22 protein-coding genes are annotated in these 21603 nt (G+C 65.6%); 12 read left to right on the top strand and 10 right to left on the bottom strand.

What is annotated here, in order from left to right:
• Positions 1–34: 34 nt before the first annotated feature.
• Complete coding sequence (locus tag CRJ03_RS06955) at positions 35–1588, bottom strand: trimethylamine methyltransferase family protein (RefSeq protein WP_104018177.1); 1554 nt, start codon at positions 1586–1588, stop codon at positions 35–37.
• A 228-nt stretch (positions 1589–1816) separates the two neighbouring features.
• On the opposite strand from CRJ03_RS06955, the gene CRJ03_RS06960 reads away from it, so the two are divergent.
• From CRJ03_RS06960 to CRJ03_RS06970, 3 genes are all read left to right on the top strand, one after another.
• Positions 1817–2242 carry a DUF1489 family protein gene (locus CRJ03_RS06960; RefSeq protein ID WP_240611590.1) on the top strand — a complete coding sequence of 142 codons (426 nt, stop codon included), beginning with the start codon at positions 1817–1819 and terminating at the stop codon, positions 2240–2242.
• 113 nt (positions 2243–2355) lie between these two features.
• Positions 2356–3015, top strand: a complete 660-nt coding sequence (locus CRJ03_RS06965) for an outer membrane protein (RefSeq protein ID WP_104018178.1) — start codon at positions 2356–2358, stop codon at positions 3013–3015.
• Between the two features lie 275 nt (positions 3016–3290).
• The gene (locus CRJ03_RS06970; RefSeq protein WP_104018179.1) at positions 3291–3881 is read left to right on the top strand and encodes an outer membrane protein; all 591 of its coding nucleotides are present in this window, start codon (positions 3291–3293) and stop codon (positions 3879–3881) included.
• A gap of 61 nt (positions 3882–3942) precedes the next feature.
• Here the strand turns inward: CRJ03_RS06970 and hisG are convergent, their stop codons facing one another.
• Genes hisG through hisS form a run of 3 tightly spaced genes read right to left on the bottom strand, consistent with a single transcriptional unit; the run spans position 3943 to position 7348 of the window.
• On the bottom strand, positions 3943–4638 hold the full coding sequence (gene hisG, locus CRJ03_RS06975) for an ATP phosphoribosyltransferase (protein ID WP_104018180.1): 696 nt from the start codon (positions 4636–4638) through the stop codon (positions 3943–3945).
• Positions 4635–5720: an ATP phosphoribosyltransferase regulatory subunit gene (locus tag CRJ03_RS06980; protein WP_104018181.1), complete on the bottom strand. Its 1086-nt coding sequence runs from the start codon at positions 5718–5720 to the stop codon at positions 4635–4637. The genes hisG and CRJ03_RS06980 overlap by 4 nt, the downstream gene beginning before the upstream one ends.
• Positions 5720–7348 (bottom strand): histidine--tRNA ligase, encoded by a 1629-nt coding sequence (hisS, locus tag CRJ03_RS06985; protein WP_104018182.1) that lies wholly within the window; start codon positions 7346–7348, stop codon positions 5720–5722. Before hisS ends, CRJ03_RS06980 begins: the two co-directional genes overlap by 1 nt.
• Before the next feature lie 100 nt (positions 7349–7448).
• On the opposite strand from hisS, the gene CRJ03_RS06990 reads away from it, so the two are divergent.
• From CRJ03_RS06990 to CRJ03_RS07030, 9 genes are all read left to right on the top strand, one after another.
• Positions 7449–7643, top strand: a complete 195-nt coding sequence (locus tag CRJ03_RS06990) for a SlyX family protein (RefSeq protein ID WP_104018183.1) — start codon at positions 7449–7451, stop codon at positions 7641–7643.
• Between the two features lie 110 nt (positions 7644–7753).
• Complete coding sequence (locus CRJ03_RS06995) at positions 7754–9937, top strand: NosR/NirI family protein (RefSeq protein WP_104018184.1); 2184 nt, start codon at positions 7754–7756, stop codon at positions 9935–9937.
• Complete coding sequence (gene nosZ, locus CRJ03_RS07000; protein WP_104018185.1) at positions 9937–11844, top strand: TAT-dependent nitrous-oxide reductase; 1908 nt, start codon at positions 9937–9939, stop codon at positions 11842–11844. Before CRJ03_RS06995 ends, nosZ begins: the two co-directional genes overlap by 1 nt.
• A 3-nt stretch (positions 11845–11847) precedes the next feature.
• Positions 11848–13128: a nitrous oxide reductase family maturation protein NosD gene (locus tag CRJ03_RS07005; RefSeq protein WP_104018186.1), complete on the top strand. Its 1281-nt coding sequence runs from the start codon at positions 11848–11850 to the stop codon at positions 13126–13128.
• A complete protein-coding gene (locus CRJ03_RS07010; RefSeq protein WP_104018187.1) occupies positions 13115–14020 on the top strand; it encodes an ABC transporter ATP-binding protein in 906 nt (301 codons plus the stop codon). The genes CRJ03_RS07005 and CRJ03_RS07010 overlap by 14 nt, the downstream gene beginning before the upstream one ends.
• On the top strand, positions 14020–14841 hold the full coding sequence (locus CRJ03_RS07015; RefSeq protein WP_104018325.1) for an ABC transporter permease: 822 nt from the start codon (positions 14020–14022) through the stop codon (positions 14839–14841). Before CRJ03_RS07010 ends, CRJ03_RS07015 begins: the two co-directional genes overlap by 1 nt.
• Positions 14838–15350 carry a nitrous oxide reductase accessory protein NosL gene (locus tag CRJ03_RS07020; RefSeq protein ID WP_104018188.1) on the top strand — a complete coding sequence of 171 codons (513 nt, stop codon included), beginning with the start codon at positions 14838–14840 and terminating at the stop codon, positions 15348–15350. The genes CRJ03_RS07015 and CRJ03_RS07020 overlap by 4 nt, the downstream gene beginning before the upstream one ends.
• Positions 15347–16234: an FAD:protein FMN transferase gene (locus CRJ03_RS07025; RefSeq protein ID WP_104018189.1), complete on the top strand. Its 888-nt coding sequence runs from the start codon at positions 15347–15349 to the stop codon at positions 16232–16234. The genes CRJ03_RS07020 and CRJ03_RS07025 overlap by 4 nt, the downstream gene beginning before the upstream one ends.
• Before the next feature lie 30 nt (positions 16235–16264).
• Positions 16265–16642, top strand: coding sequence for a c-type cytochrome (locus CRJ03_RS07030; protein ID WP_104018190.1), 378 nt, complete (start codon positions 16265–16267; stop codon positions 16640–16642).
• Positions 16643–16695: 53 nt separating this feature from the next.
• On the opposite strand, the gene CRJ03_RS07035 is transcribed toward CRJ03_RS07030, so the two are convergent.
• Genes CRJ03_RS07035 through ahbB (CRJ03_RS07060) form a run of 6 tightly spaced genes read right to left on the bottom strand, consistent with a single transcriptional unit; the run spans position 16696 to position 21599 of the window.
• Complete coding sequence (locus CRJ03_RS07035) at positions 16696–16929, bottom strand: hypothetical protein (protein ID WP_104018191.1); 234 nt, start codon at positions 16927–16929, stop codon at positions 16696–16698.
• A gap of 7 nt (positions 16930–16936) precedes the next feature.
• A complete protein-coding gene (locus CRJ03_RS07040) occupies positions 16937–18484 on the bottom strand; it encodes a nitrite reductase (RefSeq protein WP_104018192.1) in 1548 nt (515 codons plus the stop codon).
• On the bottom strand, positions 18459–19676 hold the full coding sequence (gene nirJ, locus CRJ03_RS07045; protein ID WP_104018193.1) for a heme d1 biosynthesis radical SAM protein NirJ: 1218 nt from the start codon (positions 19674–19676) through the stop codon (positions 18459–18461). The genes CRJ03_RS07040 and nirJ overlap by 26 nt, the downstream gene beginning before the upstream one ends.
• On the bottom strand, positions 19676–20167 hold the full coding sequence (ahbB, locus tag CRJ03_RS07050; RefSeq protein WP_104018194.1) for a siroheme decarboxylase subunit beta: 492 nt from the start codon (positions 20165–20167) through the stop codon (positions 19676–19678). The genes nirJ and ahbB (CRJ03_RS07050) overlap by 1 nt, the downstream gene beginning before the upstream one ends.
• On the bottom strand, positions 20164–20613 hold the full coding sequence (locus CRJ03_RS07055) for an Lrp/AsnC family transcriptional regulator (protein ID WP_104018195.1): 450 nt from the start codon (positions 20611–20613) through the stop codon (positions 20164–20166). The genes ahbB (CRJ03_RS07050) and CRJ03_RS07055 overlap by 4 nt, the downstream gene beginning before the upstream one ends.
• The gene (ahbB, locus tag CRJ03_RS07060; RefSeq protein ID WP_104018196.1) at positions 20610–21599 is read right to left on the bottom strand and encodes a siroheme decarboxylase subunit beta; all 990 of its coding nucleotides are present in this window, start codon (positions 21597–21599) and stop codon (positions 20610–20612) included. Before ahbB (CRJ03_RS07060) ends, CRJ03_RS07055 begins: the two co-directional genes overlap by 4 nt.
• Positions 21600–21603: the final 4 nt, after the last annotated feature.

Here is a 21603-nt window from a genome sequence, read left to right on the forward strand (position 1 = left end):
GCCGTGAAGGGCGGGCCAGGTCAGGGAGGATGTCTCAGAAGTCCTGGTTGAGCGCGTCGGCCGCCGGGATCTCGCGTTCGCGCCGCGCGATATAGTCGAGCAGCGCCTCGTTCACGCCCTCGTCGAGCCTTGGTTCCTCGTAGGCGTCGAGCATCCGGCGCGCATAGGCCAGCGCGCGCTCGGTGATCTCTTTTGATCCATCCGCCACCCATTGCCCGATCGGGTTGTTGTCGAACAGGTCCGGCATGAAGAACGCGGTCTGGAAATTCTCCTGCGTGTGCGGGTGGCCGAGGTAATGCCCGCCCGGCCCCACATCGGGGATCGCCGCGAGCGCCTGCTCGAAATCGCCCCATTGCGGACCCGAGGCCATGCGATGCGCCATCGCGCATTGCTCGGCATCCACCACGAACTTGGCGACGGAACAGTGCATCCCCGCCTCGTTCCAGCCCGCCGAGTGCCAGATATAGTTGGCCCCGGCATGGATCACCGCCGACAGCGTCGTGGCACTCTCATAGCCTGCCTGCGCATCGAAGGTCTTGGCCCCGCCGAGCGTGTTCGAGGTGCGCCACGGCACGCCGTAGAACCGCGCCATCTGGCCGATCATGAAATTCATCAGGCTGATCTCGGGTGTGCCGGCCATCGGCGCGCCGGATTTCATGCTGACGGTCGAGAGGTAGTGGCCGTAGATCGCCGGACAGCCGCGGCGGATCACCTGGGTATAGGCCAGCGCCGAGAGCGCCTCGGCGTTGAGCTGCGCCACGGTGGCGGGGACGCTCGCGGGCGTGTTGGCGCCGCCCAGCACGAAGGGAGAGCACAGCACCGGCTGGTTGCGCCGGCAAAACGCGCGCATCGCCCCCAGCATCGTTTCGTCCCAGACCAGCGGCGAGTTGCCGTTGCAATTGCCGGTGGTGACCGGGTGCTCGTCCATGAACGCCTCGCCAAAGAGGATGGCGCACATCTCCATCACGTCCTCGCCGTTCTTCGGACTCGTCGTCATGCCCATGAAGGTCTTGTCCGAGTGTTTCATCGACGAATACGTGATGCGCAGATGCCGCTGGCTGATCGGGTGGTCGTAGGGTTCCACTATGTGATGCGCGCTGGAATGCAGCGCGGGCATCATGTGGCTCAGCTTGTGAAACATCGCCAGGTCGGCGAGCGTGGGGTTTCGGCGCACGTCGTCGAGATCGCGCAAGTAGGGCGCGCCGGTCATCGGCACGAAGATCGAATGCGGCCCGCCGAGGCGCACGTTTTTCTCGGGATCGCGGGCGTGATAGGTGAAATCCGCCGGGATCGTCGCGATCAGGTCGCGCACGAGGCCACGGTCGAGATGGACACGCTCGCCCACCACCTTGGCGCCTGCGCGACGCCAATCCGCAAGGGCGATCTCGTCACGAAACACCACGCCCACGTTTTCGAGGATATCCATCGACGCCGCGTCGATCCGCGCGATCTGGTCGGGGTCCATGACCTCGCAGGTGGGCAGGGCACGGGTGAGGCCGGGCAGCATGTCGAACTTGGGCGCGCTGCGGCTGCTCCTCCGGGCGGCGCGCCCGCCCAAGCGGCTGCGGGGCTTGGTCATGGCTGTCATGGCGTGTCTCCTTCTGCCTGCCATGATGCAAAAGCGCCGCGCGCACCGCGTGCAGCTTTGCGAAACGCTTTTGCAGAAAGCGACACGGGGCATCGGAGCGTTCTTGCCCTTGTACGCTCGATGGGGGCCTCTCTTGGCGGGATGCTTCGCGGCCGGCAGCGATTGCGCCACCATCCCTTGCTCCCGGCGACCAAGGCGCTACGATATGTCGTGCAAAAGGGGATTCGCGTGGCACTGAATCTGATCAAGCTGAGCGTTGGCACCTCTTCGGTCGAGGATCTTGTCGCATGGCAGGGCTCGGCCCGTGCCAAGGGGCCGGACGGCCTCCCTCGGCATGTCACCCGCATGTGGCCCCGTCGCGCCGAGGAATTGCTCGACGGTGGTTCGATCTACTGGGTCATTCAGGGGCTCGTGCAATGCCGCCAGCGCATCCTGCGGCTTGACGAGGTGATCGGCAGCGACGGTATCCGCCGCTGCGCCATCGTGCTCGAGCCAGAGATCATCCGCACCGCCACCGCACGCAAGCGTCCGTTCCAGGGCTGGCGTTATCTGCCGCCCGGCGACACGCCCCCCGATCTCTCGCGCTCTCGCGAAAGCGACGACAGCCTGCCGCCGGAGCTTTCGAGCGCGCTCGCGGATATCGGCGTGATCTGAGCACCTCTCGCGTCGCTCACCGTCACTTGACGACGCGCGACCGCAACGTTCATTGCGGCTCCGCCCCCCTGTCCCCATCCTTTCAGAGACAAGGAAACGGAAAGGACAGGATCATGCGCTCCACCACTCTCGCGTTCGTCGCCGCCACCGCGCTTCCCCTCGCTGCCGCCCCGGCATTGGCCCAAGGCACCGATACCGCGGCCCCGCCCCCGGTTTTCGGGACGCAGCCCGACCTGAGCTTTGACGCCGGGGCCAGCGCCCCGGCGACGGGCCGCGGCTCGATCCTCTCCTCGCAGGGCACCGCGATCGGCGGGTCGGCGGACTGGACCGGCTTCTATGTCGGCGGGCAGCTTGGCTACGGTTTCGCCGATTCCGACCTCACCAGCAGCGACGAAAGTTTCATGGGCGGTGTCACGCTGGGCTATGACCGTGATTTCGGCAATTGGGTGCTGGGCGGCGCGCTCGACTACGATTTCGCCGATGCCAATGTCGCCCCCGGAACCGATCTCGAAGAGGTGTTTCGCCTCAAGGTCCGTGGCGGCCCCAAGATCGACCGCGGCCTGATCTACGGCGCGGCGGGCTGGGCCAATGCCGATACCAGCAACCTCGGCGACGATGATGGCTGGTTTATCGGCGGGGGCTACGAATACATGGTCAGTGACCAGTTCTCGGTCGGCGGCGAGGTGCTATACCACCAGTTCGACAGCTTCAACGGCACCGGCAACGACATCGACTTCACCACCCTTCAGGTGCGTGCCACGTTCCGCTTCTGATCGCGAATTGCGCCCGCCCCGCTGCCTTCAAGCGGACGGGCGCAGACATCGCCGCGCCGTTGCAAACCGGCAACACCGGCGCGCGAAAATCCGCCTAAAACCTCTGAAAAACAAGCGAAAACCCACCAATCACCGGCTCGTGAACCGTGCCTAGATCCGCACCCCTTGTCCTTACCCGGCATGGCCACGATATGCGCCGAGACGGTCAGTGTGATGACCGCCGGGCCGGGCAAGGTGCCTTCGGCCCCGAGCGAGTAACAAGGAAAGGACACGAGATGTTCAAGACGACAACGGCAATCGCGACAGTGGCCGCATTCGCGGCGATGCCCGCCTTGGCAGGCAACGTGAGCGAACCCACCTCCGAACCCGTGATCGCGGCTCCGGCCCCGATCGCCCCATCCACCCCCAACTGGACCGGCTTCTACACCGGGGGTCAGCTTGGCTGGGCCTGGGTCGATACCGATATCGCCGGCGTGGATGGTGACGATGTCATCGGCGGTCTGGTCGCGGGCTACGACTATGACTTTGGCAACTGGGTCTTGGGCGGTGGTCTCGACTATGATTTCGCCGATATCGGCCTCTCGGGCACCAACGCCAGCGTCGAAGAGATGTTCCGCGCCAAGCTGCGCGGCGGCTACAAGATTGGGCGGGGCCTCGTCTATGGCACCGGCGGCTATGCCTGGGCTGATACCGACAATATCGGCGACGGCGATGGTTGGTTCGTTGGCGGCGGCTACGAGCATCTCGTGACCGAGAACATCTCCGTTGGCGGCGAGGTGCTTTACCACGAGTTCGACAATTTCGGAAATGCTAACACCGACGTTGACGCAACGACCGCTCAGGTGCGGGTAACCTATCGGTTCTAAGCCTGAACCTGGAGGTTCGCGCGCGGGCGGCCCTGCCGGGGCCGCCCGTTTTCGCATAGGATCAGTCGACCCCGAGCCGCGCCCGCAGCTCTCCGAGCGTCGCGCGTTCAGCATCCGAAAGCGCGGCGGCGCGCGCGCGGCAGAGCGTCGCCTGGCTCTTCAGGATCAAGCCATCTTCCAGTATTTTCAAATGGTTGGCGCGCAGGGTGTCGCCGGTCGAGGTGATGTCGGCAATCGCCTCGGCGGTTTCGTTCTTGATCGTGCCCTCGGTCGCGCCCTGGCTATCGACAAGCTGGTAATCCGCCACCCCTGCCTCGCGCAGGAATTCGCGCACAAGCCGGTGGTATTTCGTGGCAATTCTCAAGCGAAATCCATGCCTTAGCCGGAATGCGGCAGCGGCGGCATCGAGGTCGTCAAGGGTGTTCACATCGACCCATGCGTGCGGAACGGCGATCACCAGATCGGCCTGCCCAAAGCCGAGCGGCGCCAGTTCTTCGACCTGCTGTTCCCACTGACCGAGCTTTTCGCGGATCAGGTCTGTGCCCGTCACGCCCAGGTGGATGCGCCCGGTGGCCAGCTCGCGCGGAATCTCTCCCGCCGACAGAAGGACCAGCTCAACACCGTCTATCCCCTTGACATACCCGGCATATTCCCGGTCCGAGCCGCTCCGGCCAAGCTCGATGCCGTGGCGTGCGAACCACTCCACCGTCTTGTCCATCAGCCGCCCCTTGGAGGGCACACCCAGCTTGAGGCTCATGACACCCCCCCGAGATCCAGCACCAGCCCCGGGCGGATCACTCCGCCCACCGCAGGTATCTCGCGCCCCTGCCCCAGGTGCCGGGTCAGCGCGTCATAGCGCCCGCCGGTCGCGACGGGCGGCAGGTCGGGGCGATTTTCTGCATGAAAACCAAAGACAAAGCCGTCGTAGTATTCCATCTGCGTGCGCCCGTAGCTCGCCTCGAAATCGAGCGCCCCGATGTCGATGCCACGCCCATCCAGTGCCTCGAGACGCCGGGCCAGCCGGTCCACCGCGCCCTGTATCGCGGCCATGTCCACCGCGATGTCGCGCAGCCGTTCCAGCGCGTTGGGCGAGGTTTCGCGCACGGCGAGAATCGCGTCCAGCAGATCAACTTCGGTTTCGGAGATCGGATCGGTCTGTGCATCCTCACGTAAAGCATTGATTCTGGATATTATTTCGTCTTCTCCGCGCAGTCCGATCAGCGGCCCTGCCCCGGCCATCGGATCACGCGCGGACAAAAGCGCCGCCCGCGTCTCGGGCACGGGCGCGCGACCCGAGAACCGCTCGATCAGCGCGCGAAACCGGCGTGGCCGCCAGATATGCCGCCGCAGCGCCGCCTTGCGTCTGTCGGTCGTGCGCAGCCCGTCGACGGCGGCCATCAGGATGCCGATATCGCCGGTCGCCGCGCGCAGGCGAAGGGGGTGCAGGATATTGAAAAACATCGAGAAAACTTCGGCATCCGCAGTCTCCGGCGCGTCACGCTCGAAGATTTCAAAGCCCACCTGAACGTATTCGTTGGGCCGCCGCGCATCCTCTTCCTGCCGGCGAAACACTTCGCCGGAATAGGTGTAGCGCGCCGGTTCCGCGCCATGCTCCATGTGCATCTGCACCACCGGCACGGTGAAATCGGGCCGCAGCATCTGCTCGCCGCGCAGGGCGTCGGAGGTCACGTAGGCGCGCGCACGGATATCCTCGCCATAGAGGTCGAGCAGCACCTCGGCGGGTTGCAGCACGGATGTTTCCACCGACTGCGCGCCCGCCGCCTCGAACAGCCCACGCAGGCGCGCGGCCTCGGCCAGGGTCGCGGCGCGCTCTGGCATCAGCCTTGCCTCGACAGGATTTCACGTACACTTTCAACGAGTTGCGCGCGCGGCACCTCGACCTGACTGGGCCGTTCCTTCCATTCTTCCAGTGTCGCGTTCTCGGCGATCTGCGCGCCGAGGATCAGGTCCTTTATCTGCACCATGTCGCGCGCAAATTCATCCTCGCCCGCGATGATCGCCACCGGGCTGCCGCGCCGGTCGGCATATTTCATCTGGTTGCCGAAATTCTTGGGGTTGCCGAGATACACCTCGGCACGGATGCCCGCGCGGCGCAGGTCGCCCACCATCGCCTGATAGTCCGCCATGCGGTCGCGATCCATGACCGTGACGACCACGGGGCCTTGCGCCTCGCCACCCGTGCGCCCCTTGTCCCGTAGCGCGGCAAGCAGCCGGTCCACCCCGATGGAAACCCCCGTCGCTGGCACCGCCTGCCCGGTGAAGCGCTTAACGAGGTCATCGTAGCGACCCCCGCCCGCGACCGAGCCGAATTGCCGGGGGCGGCCTTTTTCGTCAAGGATTTCAAAGGTCAGCTCCGCCTCGAAGACGGGGCCGGTGTAGTAGCCGAGGCCACGGACGACGGAGGGGTCGATGATAATTCTATCGGCGTGGTAATCTTGCGCCATCAAGAGATCAGAAATCTCGCGAAGTTCCTCAACGCCTTCTGCGCCTATAACGGATTTGCCGACAATTCGTTGTAAATGGTCCAACACTCTCGTGGTCCATATTGCCCGCGCTTCGACATCATTACGGATCTCTGGATCGTCCTTAAATTCGGGTGAAACTGAGTGGCGCGCCCGGTCTAGCTTCTCACCTCGTTCGCTATCCCCTTCATCGAATGCTCTAGTAGCTTCCAATGCGAGGTCACGCTGAACTTCTGAGAAGGACATCAGAAAGCCGACTACCGGCTCTATCTGCGGTTCGAGAAGCCCTACTCCATCAATGTAGGCCCCCGAGGCATCGAGGCGCCCCTTGCCCAGCAACTCTCGCACGCCGCTCTCGCCCACCTTGTCGAACTTGTCTATGGTCCGCAGCACCGCATCGCGAGTGGCGATGTCATCGACCGGAATGCCCGTCGCCTCCAAAACTCCGTTCAAAACCTTGCGGTTGTTCACCCGCACCACGTAGTCGCCGCGCTCGATTCCCACGGCCTCCAGAGTGTCGGCGAGCATCGCGCAGATTTCCGCGTCGGCGGCCATCGACGCCGTCCCCACTGTGTCCGCGTCGCATTGATAGAATTGCCGGAATCGCCCCGGTCCCGGCTTTTCGTTGCGCCAGACGGGGCCCACTGCATAGCGTCGGTAAGGTGTCGGTAAATCATTGCGGTGCTGGGCATAGACACGGGCGAGCGGCGCGGTCAGGTCATAGCGCAGCGCCAGCCATTTCTCGTCCTCGTCCTGCCAGGCAAAGACCCCCCCGCCCGGCCGATCCACGTCGGGCAGGAACTTGCCAAGCGCCTCGACCGTCTCTACCGCGCTCGATTCCAGCGCGTCAAAGCCGTAGCCGTGATAGACCCCGACAATCTTGCTGAGCATGTCTGCGCGTTCGGTCACCTCGGCGCCGAAATAATCGCGGAAGCCCTTGGGCGTTTCGGCCCTCGGGCGCGGGGTCTTACGTGGCTTGGCCATCGGTCAGCGATCCTTCGCGGGCAATTCGCGGCGGGGTCTAGCCCAAGGGGCGCGCAGGGGCAAGGTTGACCGGTGCGCGCGGGCCGCGTAAGCCCGCGCCATGACCGAGATCGAGGAACGCCTGGCCCATCTTATCCGCGCGGTGGACGACCTGTCGGACGTCATCGCCCGGCAGGATCGCGAGATCGAGCAACTGCGCGCGCAGGTGGCCTGGCTCCTGCGCCGCGAGTCGAACCGCGAGGGAGAGGGCGAGGGCAGCGTCGTGCTCGGCGCGGAACGCCCGCCGCACTACTAGCCTCTGATTGTCCCGCGCGCCGCTGTGATCTGCAACGCTTGACTTTGGTCAACGCGGTCCTCAGCCTCATCACATAGCTCCAGCCCAAGCAATCTGATCGCCGGGGTCTCATGGTCGCGCATCTCGTCTCTCGTCTTGTCCTGGCCCTCGGTCTTGTCCTGTCCGCTATGGCGGCGCAGGCGCAGGAGGGGGCACAGCTTGGCCGCTTTCTGCCTGACCTCGATCCCGCCACGTTGGTCGATGGGGCCGACGGCTTTGGCGCGCTGCGCGAAGACGTGCCCGTCGCCCCGGTATTGCGGAATGGCGAGACGGTGGCGTGGGCCTTCCTGACATCGGATTTCGCAGGCACCACCGGCTATTCGGGCAAGCCAATCCACGTCGTCGCCGCGATCGACGATGATGCGGTCGTGACCGGTGCGGCGCTGGTCGAGCATTCCGAGCCCATCGTGCTTATCGGCATCCCCGAATCCAAGATGCGCCGCGTGATCGAGGGCTATTCCGGGCTCGACCTCAAGGCCGAGGCTGCCGAATCCGGCACGGCGCATGATCTCGACATCATCTCGGGCGCCACGGTCACGGTGATGGTGATCGACGACAGCCTCGTGCGCGGCGGGCTCAAGGTGGCGCGCGCGCTGGGGCTGGGGGGCCTCTCGCCGGTGGCTAAAACGGGGCCCGCGCGCGAGTTGAGGCCCGGCGAGGGCACGGTCGAGGACTGGCAGGTGCTGGCCGGCGACGGATCGGTGAGCGGGCTGACGCTGGACGTGGGGCAAGTCAACCGCGCCTTTGCCGAGAGCGGCGATGACCGTGCTGTCGCACGGCCCGAGAAGGGCCCGGACGAGGCCACCTTCATCGACATGCGCGCCGCCTTGGTCAGCGTGCCCACCATCGGGCGCAGCCTGCTGGGCGAGAACGAATACGCCAACCTGCAAGGCTGGCTGAACGAGGGCGACCACGCGCTGCTCGTCGCCGGGCGCGGGCGCTATTCCTTCAAGGGGTCGGGGTATGTGCGCGGCGGCATCTTCGACCGGATACAGCTTATCCAGGGGGACCGGTCGGTGCGGTTCTTCGACCGCGATCACCGGCGGCTGGGCGAGATCGCGGCGGATGGCGCTCCGAGTTTCACCGAGCTCGACATATTCCGCATCCCCGCCGACAGCGGCTTTGATCCGGCAGAGCCGTGGCGCCTGCAACTGTTGGTGCAGCGGGCCGTGGGCGCGGTGGAAAAGACCTTCGTCACGTTCGACCTCGGCTACCGCCTGCCCGAGCGCTACCTCGTGCCGCTGGCCCCCGCGCCGCAGATCAACGCCCCCGATGAAGAGGCCGCCGCCAAGGCCGCGCTGTGGCAGCGCATCTGGCGCGACAAGACGCCCGAGATCGCGGTGCTGGCGGTGATGCTGACGGTGCTTACCGGTGCGTTCTTCTTCCAGATGCAGATCACCGCCCACCCGCGCGCCTACCTGTGGTTTCGCATGTCGTTCCTCACCGTCACGCTGGTGTTCCTCGGCTGGTATGCCAACGCGCAACTGTCGGTCGTGAACCTGATGGCGCTGGCAGGATCGCTGCGCGAGGGGTTTACCTGGGACGCGTTCCTGATGGACCCGCTGGTGTTCATCCAGTGGTTCGCGGTGGCCGCGGCGCTGATTTTCTGGGGACGGGGGGCCTATTGCGGCTGGCTGTGCCCATTCGGCGCGCTGCAAGAGCTGACCAACCGGGTTGCGCGGCTGCTGAAGGTGCCGCAATGGACGCTGCCCTGGGGTCTGCATGAGCGGCTCTGGCCGGTGAAGTACATGATCTTCCTCGGCCTGTTCGGCGTCTCGCTCGCCTCGATGCCGATGGCCGAGAAACTGGCCGAGGTAGAGCCCTTCAAGACCGCGATCATCCTCAAATTCGTGCGCGACTGGCCCTTCGTGGTCTTTGCCGTGGTGCTCTTGGTGATCGGGCTGTTCATCGAGCGGTTCTACTGCCGCTATCTCTGTCCGCTGGGCGCGGCGCTGGCGATCCCGGCGCGGATGCGGATGTTCGACTGGCTCAAGCGCTACCGCGAATGCGGCAGCCCGTGCCAGACCTGCGCCCATGAATGCCCGGTACAGGCGATCCACCCCACGGGCGAGATCAACCCCAACGAATGCGTCAACTGCCTGCACTGCCAGGTGCTCTACCAGTCCGACGCGAAATGCCCGGTAATCATCCGGCAACTGAAACGACGCGCGAAGGACCGCGCGTCGCAGGAGGCCGATGGAGGCGCGCTGGAGCGCCTCGTCAGCCCCAAGACAGCGGGAAAGGAGACCCACTAATGTCTGACGACAAAACACAGATGAAACTGAGCCGGCGGGGCATGCTGGGGGCCACCGCCACCGGCGCGCTCGCGGTCACCACCGGCGGTGCGGGCCTGTTCGCCAGTGCGCCGATGGCGCAGGCGGCGGGCAAGGTCAATCTCGCCCCCGGCGAGCTGGACGAGTATTACGGCTTCTGGTCCTCGGGCCAGACCGGAGAGATGCGCATCCTCGGATTTCCGTCCATGCGCGAGCTGATGCGCGTACCGGTGTTCAACCGCTGTTCGGCCACCGGCTGGGGCCAGACCAACGAGAGCCTCAAGGTACTGACCGAAGGGTTGACCGAGGAAACCAAGGCGTTCCTCGCCAAGCGCGGCAAGGTCACCTATGACAACGGCGACCTGCACCACCCGCACATGTCCTTTACCGACGGGACCTATGACGGTCGCTACCTGTTCATGAACGACAAGGCCAACACCCGCGTGGCGCGGGTGCGTTGTGACGTGATGAAATGCGACAAGATCATCGAGATCCCCAATACCGGCGACATTCACGGGCTGCGCCCGCAGAAATACCCGCGTACCGGCTATGTCTTTGCCAATGGCGAGCATGAAATGCCGATCGTCAACGATGGCACGATCCTCGATCAGCCCGAGGAATACGTGAACATCTTTACCGCCATCGACGGTGACACGATGGAAATCGCGTGGCAGGTGATGGTGTCGGGCAACCTTGATAACTGCGATGCCGATTATCAGGGCAAGTATGCCTTCTCGACCTCGTACAACTCGGAAATGGGGATGAACCTCGCCGAGATGACCGAGAGCGAGATGGACCATTGCGTGATCTTTAACATCAAGGAGATCGAGAAGGGTATCGCGGCGGGCGATTACACCGAGTACAGCGGCGTGAAGGTGATCGACGGCCGCAAGGAACGCAACAAGAACTATACCCGCTACGTGCCAGTCCCCAACAGCCCGCATGGCTGCAACACTGCGCCGGACGGGCGCCACGTGGTCATCAATGGCAAGCTGTCCCCGACCTGTTCGGTGATCGACGTGACCAAGGTCGATGCGCTTTTTACCGACAATGCCGATGAACGCTCCTGCATCGTGGCGGAACCGGAACTGGGCCTTGGGCCGCTTCATACCGCCTTCGACGACAAGGGTATGGCCTATACGACGCTGTTCCTCGACAGCCAGATCGTGAAATGGGACATCGAGAAGGCCGTGCGCGCCTATGCCGGCGAGGACGTGGATCCGATCGTGACCAAGACCGACGTGATGTACCAGCCCGGTCACAACCACACCTCGATGGGAGAGACCAAAGAGGCAGATGGCAAGTGGCTGATCTCGCTTAATAAGTTCTCCAAGGATCGGTTCATAAATGTCGGACCGCTCAAGCCTGAGAACGAGCAGCTTCTGGACATCACGCAGGATGACATGCCGGTCGTTCATGATGGCCCGACCTTTGCCGAGCCGCATGACTGCGTCATCGTGCGTCGCGATATCGTAAACCCGGTGAATGTCTGGGACCGCAACGATCCGACGTGGGAAGAGGCGCGCAAGCAGGCCGAGGCCGATGGCGTGGTGCTGGAGGACGGTCACCCCGAGCCGATCCGCGACGGCAACAAGGTGCGCATCTACATGTGGTCCATAGCCCCGACCTTCTCGATGGAGAAATTCACCGTGCGGCAGGGCGACGAGGTGACGATCTACGTCACCAATCTCGACGATATCGATGACGTGACCCACGGGCTGACCATTTCGAACTACGGGGTGGCGATGGAGGTCGCGCCGCAAGCCACCGCCTCGGTCACCTTCACCGCCGACCGTCCGGGCGTGCACTGGTTCTACTGCCAGTGGTTCTGCCACGCGCTCCATATGGAGATGCGCGGCCGGATGCTGGTCGAGCCGCAGGGGGCCTGAATCATGCTGCGCCTGCTGCTGCCGCTTCTGATCTGGTTGATCTGGGTCGCGTGGTCCCCGATGGCCCCGGCCGCGGATCGCGAGATCCCGGCAGGTGGCACGGCGCTGGCACAGGCCATTGAAAACGCCGGGGCGGGGGAGACCCTCCGCCTCGGCCCCGGTCGCCATCGGGGCGGCATAGAGATTGACAAACCGCTGACCCTCGATTGCGCGCCGGGCGCGCGGATTGACGGCGGCGGGCAGGGCTCCGTCCTCGAGGTGACGGCGCCCGACGTGACGATCACCGGCTGTGCCATCACCGGATCGGGCAACGATCACGAATCTCTCGACAGCGGTATTCGCCTGCTGAAAGGGGCGGATGAGGCCCGTGTGACGGGCAATCGCCTGACCGGCAACCTCTACGGCGTGGATATCCACGGCGCGCGCGACGCGCTGGTCGCACGCAACGTGATCGAGGGACGGCAGGACCACCGGATGAACGAACGCGGCAACGGTGTCTATGTCTGGAACGCGCCCGGTGCCCGGGTCATCGGCAACGATGTCCGCTGGGGCCGCGACGGCATCTTTGTCAACACGTCGCATTCCAACGCCTTTGTCGGAAACCGTTTCCGCGACCTGCGCTTTGCGGTGCACTATATGTATGCCAACCGCTCGGAGGTGCGCGGCAATCTCTCCATCGGCAACGGCCTTGGCTTTGCCGTGATGTATTCGCGGGGTGTGAAGATCATCGACAACGTCTCGGTGAACGATGCCGAGCACGGGGTGATGCTAAATTATACCAATGGCTCGGAGGTGCGGGACAATCTGGTTCTGGGCGGCGGTACAAAATGCCTGTTCATCTATAATGCCCACAAGAACGAGATCACCGGCAACCGGTTCGAGCGCTGCGACATCGGCGTGCATTTCACCGCCGGATCCGAGCGCAACAGGATTACCGGCAACGCCTTTGTCGGAAACCGCACGCAGGTAAAATACGTGGGCTCCACCTGGGTGGACTGGAGCGAAGGCGGGCGCGGCAATTACTGGTCTGATTTCGCGGGCTATGACCTCGACGGCGACGGCATCGCCGATGCGCCCTACCGGCCCAATGACAGCATGGATCACATCCTGTGGACGCAACCGGCGGCCAAGCTGCTATTGGGCTCGCCGGCCGTGCAACTGGTTAAATGGGCGCAATCGGCGTTTCCGGCGCTGTTGCCGGGTGGCGTGGTGGACCGTGCGCCAATGATGCAGCCGGTGGAGATTTCCATCCCGGACTGGGAGCTGAGACATGACGGATCGTGACACGGCGCTGGCCATCGCGGGGCTGGACAAGAGCTTCGGGCGCACGCAGGTGCTCGGGGGTATCACGCTCAATGTGGCCCCGGGCGAGCGGGTGGCGCTTCTGGGTCATAACGGCGCGGGCAAATCCACGCTCATCAAGATGATCCTCGGGTTGATCCGGCCCGGCGCGGGCAGCATCCGCGTGGCCGGTAATGCGCCTGGCAGCGCGGCGGCGCGCGCCGCCACCGCCTACCTGCCCGAGCAGGTGGCGTTTCACAGATCGCTGACGGGGCGCGAGCAACTGACCATGTTCGCGCGGCTGGCGGGCGAGCATCCGAAAACCGTCGCGCCGCTGCTTGAACGGGTCGGGCTGGCCCTGGCGGCCGACGGTCGCATCGGGACATATTCCAAGGGGATGCGGCAGCGGCTGGGGCTGGCACAAGCGCTTCTCGGCCGCCGACGCGTGGCGCTTTTGGACGAGCCGACGAGCGGCCTCGACCCGATCTCGCGCCACGATCTCTACGCCGTTATCGACGAGATGGCGGCGAACGGCACCGCGCTCCTGATCGCGAGCCATGCGCTCACCGAGCTGGAGGCGCGCACCGACCGCATCGCGATCATGGCCAAGGGGCGGCTGGTGGCGGATGACAGCCTTGGTAACCTCGCGCGCGCCGCCGCGCTGCCCACGCGCATCCGCCTCACGGCGCGCGAGGGCGCGGCAGAGGCGGTGCAGGCCGAGCTTGGCGGGCGGCGCGTCAATGGTCGCGCCGTTGAGTTGGACTGCACGACCGAGCAGAAGATGGCGCAGCTCGCGCGTATCTCGGGGCTGGGTGAAGCGGTGCGCGATGTCGAGATGGTGCCACCGAGCCTGGAGGACCTCTATCGACACTATTGCGGGGAGAACAGGCAATGATCACCCGGATCATGGCTATTGCGGCGACCGAATTCCGCATTCAGACGCGCAACCGCTGGCTGGCGTCGGCCACGGTGCTGATGACGCTCTTCGCGCTGGCGCTGACCTTTGCCGGATCGGCGCCCACCGGATCGCTGGGGGTGGATTTGCTGACGGTCTCGGTCGCTTCGATGACGACGCTCGCGGTATACCTCGCGCCCTTCCTCGCGCTGATGATCGCCTTCGACGCCATCGCGGGAGAGGCGGAGCGCGGCACGCTGGGCCTCACGCTCACCTACCCGCTCAGCCGCGGCGAAATGCTGCTGGGCAAGTTCGCGGCGCATCTTGCGGTGCTGGCCATCGCCATCGCGCTCGGCCTCGGCTCTGCCGGGGTGGCGGCCTGGCTCGCGGGGGGCGCGGGACCGGCGAGCGTGCAGGCGCTCGCGCGGCTCATCGCCACGGCGATCCTGCTGGGGGCCTGCTTCCTTGCGCTGGGCTATGTTGCGTCGGCGCTGTCGGGCAGCGGCGCGGGGGCCGCGGGGCTGGCGGTGGCACTGTGGCTGGTGCTGGTGGTGCTCTACGACCTCGGGTTGCTCGGCGCGCTGGTGATGGATGCGGGGGGCGGGTTTACCAAGCACGTTTTCCCATGGCTTCTGGCGCTCAACCCGGCGGATGCGTTCCGGCTGTGGAACGTCTCGGCGGCGCAGGAGGTGGCGTTGGTGTCCGGCATGGCGGGTGCGGGCGAGGCTCTGCCCGGTTGGGCCGCGCCACTGTCGCTCTTGCTGTGGCCGGTGTTGGCGCTTGCGCTGGCGCGGACGGTCTTTGAGAGGGTCGAGCCATGAGGCATCTTGCCGTGATCGCAATGCTGATCCTGGCCGCCTGCCAGGAAGAGGAGGCGCGCGCCCCCGACCCCGTCACCATGACCAGCGATGCGCTGGGCCATTTCTGCATGATGCAGCTCGACCAGCACCCCGGCCCCAAGGCGCAGATCCACCTCGCCGGATTGCCCGATCCGATTTTCTTCAGCCAGGTGCGCGATGCGCTGGCCTATCTGAAGGGGCCCGAGCGCGACGCCGAGATCCGTGCCGTCTATGTCAGCGACATGGGCCGTGCCCCGAGCTGGGACGCGCCCGGCATCGACAACTGGACCGAGGCCGCCACCGCGCATTTCGTGGTGGGCGCAGACGTTACCGGTGGCATGGGCGCGCCCGAGATCGTGCCGTTTTCGGATGTCGCAGCGGCGCGTGCGTTTGCTGCCGACAAGGGCGGCGAGGTGATGATGCTCGACGCCATCCCGCCCGAGACCGTGCTCGCCCCCGTAGACATCGTGCTGGAGGAGACCCAGACATGACCCTGACCCGTCGCCGTTTCCTGAGCATTTCCGCGGCCGCGCTGGCCGCGCCCTCTGCCGCCGTTGCAGGCCAGGGCGCCCGCTGGAATGGCGTCGCACTGGGTGCATCGGCCACGATGGTCCTCGCGGGTGTCACCTCGCTGGAGGCGCGCCCGGTCTTTGCCGCGCTGGAGGCCGAGTTGCGGCGGTTGGAGCGGATATTCAGCCTCTACCGCGACGACAGCGCGCTGGTGCGGCTCAATACGGATGGTCGCCTCGACGCGCCCCCGCCCGAGCTGTTGGAGGTGCTCGCATTGGCGGGCGCGATCCATGACGCGACCGGCGGCGCGTTTGATCCGTCGGTGCAACCGCTCTGGCAGGCGCGCGCGGTGGGCCGGGAAGAGACCGCGGCGCAGTCGCGCGTAGGCTGGCAGTCCGTGCGGTTCGACGCCGGAACCGTGCGGTTCGACCGCCCCGGCATGGCGCTTACCCTGAACGGCATCGCGCAGGGCTATGTCTCCGACCGCATCGCCGGTCTTCTGGCGGCGCGCGGTTTCGGCGACGTGCTGGTGGATATTGGCGAGGTCGTGGCGCGCGGACGGCGCGCAGACGGCGCGGCGTGGCGCGCGGGCATTGCCGACCCGGATGGCCGGGTGGTGGAGCGTGTGACGCTGCGCGACCGCGCGTTGGCCACCTCTGCGCCGATGGGCACGGTCATGCCGGGCGGGCGGGGCCATATCATCGACCCTTCTGGCCGCGCACCGCGCCATGCGCTGGTCAGCGTTTCCGCCCGTCGGGCATCTGTCGCCGATGGCCTTTCGACCGCGCTTTGCCTGCTGGATGCGGGCGCGGCGCGCCGCGCCGTGGCCCGGTTCGCAGGAGCGCGGATCGAGGTATTCACCTGAAAGATCAGCAACCAAGCAAAGGAAAACACCATGAAGAAGAAACTCGTGACCGCGATTCTCGCACTTGCCGTGGCAGCCCCGGCATGGGCCGAGGGCGACCCGGAGGCCGGCGAAAAGGTATTCCGGAAGTGCAAGGCCTGTCACATGGTCGGCGAGGGCGCCAAGAACCGCGTTGGTCCCGCGCTCAACGGTGTCGTGGGCGGGCCGGTCGCATCTGTCGAGGGGTTCAAGTATTCCGACGTGTTCCAGGAAATGGCCGCCGAGGGCGCGGTCTGGACCGAGGAGGAACTGGCTGCCTTCCTCGACAGCCCGCGTAAATATGCCAAGGGCACCAAGATGGCCTTTCCCGGCCTGCGCAAAAAAGAGGAGATCGCCGACGTGATCGCCTATCTCGCGACGTTCGAGTAAGCGCCTCGGCGCGATATACAAGGGCCGCCTCGCCACGCGCGGGGCGGCCCACCTCATTTGCGCCCTTCGGCCTCGTCGATCAGGCCCTTGACCCACAGCGTCACCCACCAGTTGGCTGGCAGGCCAAGCGGCAGACAGAGCCACAGGGCGGTCACCGGCGTCAGGGCGGGCCATCCCACCGCCTGCCACATCAGCGCCAGCATGAAGAGGTTGATCGCCACCGCCAGCGCGGTGAACGGGTAGAGCAGCAGGTAAAGCCGCAGGGGCGGGCGTTTGGGCGTGGACATGGGCGGGCTAGTGGCTGGTGCCTTCGGAGAATGTGATCTTGTTGTATACATTGTATTTTCCCGAGGGTTTGCGCATCGGAAGGCGGGTCACCTCCTCCAGCGATTCGGCATCGTAGACGATCACCGCGCCATCCTCTTCCCAGACCGAGACCAGCGCGTGGCTGCCGTCGCGGGTGAACTCCACATGTGCCACCGTGGCGCCCGGCACCGGGCGCAGGGTGCGCACGATTTCGAGGCTCTGCTTGTCGATGACGTGCATCGCGTCGCGGTTGGGGCCAAAGAACACGTCGGCCCAGAAATAGCGCGTGTTCTCGTGGCTGCGCAGGAAGAAGCCCGGGCCGTCGGTCTTGATGGTATCGGTCACGGTCCAGCTTTCGGTGTCGATGATCGAGAGCTTGCCCTCCTTCAGGTGCGGCGTGGCCATCACCCGGCGGCCGTCCCGCTCCCATGAAATGCCCGATCCCAGATGCGGCATCCCCGGCAGCGGCAGATCGGCGATCTCGCGGCCCACGTTGAGATTGACCACCACGCCGCGCCCGGTATCGCGCGCAGCCCCGATCAGGTGGCGATAATCGTCGGTAAAGAAGAAATCGTCGAGTGGTGCGCTCAGCATGATCCGCCGCCGCGCGAAAAGGCCCTGAGACGAGGGCAGCGCCTCGATCATGTCCTTGCGGCGGCTGTGAACGAAGCCCTCGTAGACGGGGTCGGCGTCGGGGTCGGTGGCGACCTCCCAGATTTCCGCCACATCCTTGAGCGCGAGGATGAAGCTGTCGCGCTGCGGCGCCTGGTAGACCGCCGAAACGCGGCTCGCCGTGCCATCCTTGCCCGTGACGGCCATCACCTTCTCGACGCTCAGGTTTTCGGTATCGAGGATCGTCAGCGTCATCGGCAGGTAATTGGCCACAGCGAGCCACTTGCCGTCCCGGCTCATCGCGATGTTGCGGCTGTTGAGGCCCGCGCGCACGCGGCCTACCTGATGCAGCGACCAGATATCGTATTTCTGCACCCAGCCATCGCGCGACATGATGAAGACATAGCGCCCGTCAGGCGAAAATTTCGGGCCGCCATGCACGGCAAAGGGCGTCTGGAATCGGTCGAGCACCTCGAACGTGTCACCATCCAGAACGCTGACATGATGGTCGCCCGTCTCCACCACCAGCGTGATGTTGAGGGGGTCGGCGTCGAATACCGGGGTCTCGGCGGGGGTGTACTCGGGGTCGAACCAGCGTGTCGCCGCGATCTCGGCCAGGCCCCATTCCGGCACCTCGGCCAGCGGTTTGCGCAACCAGTCGGTCAGCGCTGCGATCTCGCCCTCGCCAATCTGACCGGCAAAGGCGGGCATCTGCGAGGCCGCGCGCCCGCTGGAGATCACTTGGGTCAGGTCGGGACCGCGCATCCGCCCCAGGGTCTCGGGGATGAGCGCGGGCCCGAGGCCGCCCAGCCGATCCGCGCCGTGGCATGCGGCGCAATGGGCGTCGTAGGTCTCTGCCGGTTCTGCCAGTGCCATGCCGGCGGCGAGGGTCAACGCGCTAATGGAAACGATGAGCCGGATCATGTCGCTTGCCTCTGAAGGGGGTGACGGTCAGGCGGTCGCCCGCGTCGCGCACGCCGATCTCGTCGTCATCAAGGTAACAGGCCGGGTCCTCGGCCCAGGGATCGCCGGTCAGTTGCAGCGCGCGGATACGTGTGTTGCCGCCGCAGACCGACTGATGGGCGCAGGCCCCGCAGCGCCCCTTGAGCGGGCGCGGACGGCGGCGCAGTTGCGCCAGCATCGGGTCGTCGCCGGTCCACAGATCGGAGAAGCGCGCGGTCTTCACGTTCCCCACGGTGTAGTCCGACCAGTAGGTATCGGGATGCACACGTCCCAGCGTGTCGATATTGGCCACGCCGAGGCCGGAGGAATTGCCGCCCCAAGCCTCGAGATGGGCATGCAGATGCGCCACGCGGTCGGGGGTAAAGTGACGCTCGGCCCAGCGCAGCAGATAGACCGCGTCGGCATCGTTGTTGCCAGTCACGATATCGAGCGGCGCGCTGTCCGCCGCAGCCACCCAGGCGCGGTCGATCAACGCGTCGAGGGCGGCACGGGTATGGGCGTGAACGGCGTCCTCGCCCCGGTTCTTGTCACCACGCCCGGCATAGACGAGGTGCGAGAGGTAGAACTTGTCCACCCCCTCATCATCGCAAAGCTGCAGCAAGTCAGGCAATTGGGTCGCGTTGTCCCGCGTCAGCGTGAACCGCAGCCCCACCTTGATGCCGCGTTTTTTGCATTCGCGCACCCCGCGCAATGCGTCGTCAAAGGCCCCATCGACTCCGCGAAACCAGTCATTGGTTTTGCCGATCCCGTCGATGGAAATACCGACATAGTCAAAGCCGATCTCGGCCACGCGATCCGCCGTCTCGCCATGGATCTGCGTCCCATTGGTCGACAACGCCAGCATCCGCACCTTGTCGCGCGCCGCGTGCGCGACCTCGAACAGGTCCCGTCTGTCGAGCGGTTCGCCCCCCGACAGAATCAGTGCGGGAATTCCGAAATCGCCCAGATCGTCCAGCGTCGCCATGGCCTGCGCATGGGTCAGCTCGCCGGGGAAATCCACGTTCGCGGAGACCGTGTAGCAATGCCGGCATTTCAGGTTGCAGCGCCGGGTAAGGTTCCAGATCACCACCGGCCTGACCTCGGCCGCGCCACGCCTTGGGCGCACGGGGGTGGGGGTCACCAGTTGGTGCATATACTCGGTCAGGCGAAACATTACGTGCCTCCTTCGGGCCGTAGCCGCAGCCCCGTCTTTTTCAGAATCCGGGTCGAATAGAGGATGTCATGGCCGCGACAGGCCGCGCCCAACAGCGCGGCGATGCGCCCGCGCTTCTCCTCGACCTCGGCGCGGCTCTCCGCGTGGATCATGGCGAACAGGTTATAGGGCCAGTCTGGCAGGGCGCGGGGGCGCTCGTAGCAGTGGCTGACGAAATCCAATGCGCCGACGTGCGCGCCCAGTTCTGCCACTGCCGCATCCTCCACATCCCAGACCGACATGCCATTGGCCACCATCCCCAAGGCATAATGATTGGGGGCCGCGGCGATGCGACGGATCACGCCGCGCGCCTGCATGTTATGCAGGCGGTTGCAGAGCGTGGCCTCGCTCAGCCCCAGCTCCGCCGCGATGGCGGCATAGGGCTCGGGTACCAGCGGCAGCCCGCCCTGCGTGGCGGCGATGATGCGGCGATCTGTGGCGTCGATGCTCATGCGGCTATCCTGAACCCGATGAAGAATTCCCGGCGTTTCGGGAAACGGAGCACGCGCAGCCCCGTTTCCCGCTCGATCGACATGGCCATTTCCTCGATTTCTGCTTCCGTTTCCGTGGCCAGCACGAACCACATGTTGAGCCGGTGATCGCGTTGATAATTATGCGCGACCTCGGGCCGGGCATTGACTTTTGTCAGAACGCATTCGAAATCCGCATCGGGCACCGCCATGGCGCATAGGCAAAACGCACCTCCCATTGCCTCGGCGTCGTAAAACGGGCCAAAGCGGGTGATGATCCGGTCTGCCTTCAACCGTTCGAGCCGCGCCAGCAGGTCGGCCTCGTTCAACCCCAGTTCCTGCGCCACGACGCGAAAGGGTTCGGGGGTGATCGGAAATCCCTCCTGTAGTCGGTTCAGGATCGCCCGGTCTGTGGCGTCGAGGGTCATGCCGGGCTCCTTTCGCGGGTCACGAGCGCGCCGGTCTGCTTGAAGCAATGGCTTGAAAACAACGCCAGGTGCGGCACGTCCTTAAGCTCGGGGCGCCGTGCCGCCGCCTCCAGCTTTTCCAGCGCTTCGGCCCGGCTGCGGGCGTGAATCATGGAATAGAGCCGGTAAGGCCAGACCCCTGCCACCGGCCTGCGTTCGTAGCACAGGGTCACGCCCGGTTGGACCGCAAGAACCGGCCCGGCGCGCGTGATTGCGTCATGCGGCATGTCCCAGACGACCATCGCATTGGATCGCCAGCCAAGCGCGCGGTGGCGCACGATCACGCCGAGGCGGGCAATGATCCGCGCCGCCGACAGTGCCCGGACGCGTGCGATCACCTCGTCCATGCTCAGCCCCAGCGCGTCACCGACATGGGCATAGGGGCGCTCGATCAGCGGCAGGCCGCGCGCCAGCGCCTGCACGATCTCGCGGTCGCCGGGCTGTAGGACCGACACATCGGGTGGCGGTGCGACCGGCCTCACGCAGGTCTCGCCGCGCAGGGAAAATCCCAGATCGAGGTTGAAGGGTCGCACCAGCGGGAGGTTGAGCACGCGCAGCCCGCTGCGCTGCCCGATTCGGATCAGTGTGGCCTCCACATGGGTGCGGTCCGGGCCGGTGACGACGAACCACAGGTTCCAGGAATTCTCACGCAGGTATGAATGGTTTACTCCCGGCTCCGCCCCGATCAGCGCTGCCACCTCCTCGACCCGGTCCTCGGGCGCTGACACGACAGCGAGCGTGCTGGCCGCGATCGTGCCCGGCGCGACGGTGGCCCCGACGCGGGTGATCTGCCCGGCAGCCTGCTTGGCCCGCAGCCGCGCGATCACATCCGCCTCCGAGGTGCCCAGGTGCTGTGCCAGCGCGGCGAAGGGCCGCGCGTCGATCGGGAAATCGCGCTGCCAGTCATCCAGTAACGCACGGTCGATGGGATCGGCGAAACGGTGCATGGCT

Source organism: Roseovarius nitratireducens, assembly GCF_002925845.1.
Taxonomy (GTDB): Bacteria; Pseudomonadota; Alphaproteobacteria; order Rhodobacterales; family Rhodobacteraceae; genus Roseovarius; species Roseovarius nitratireducens.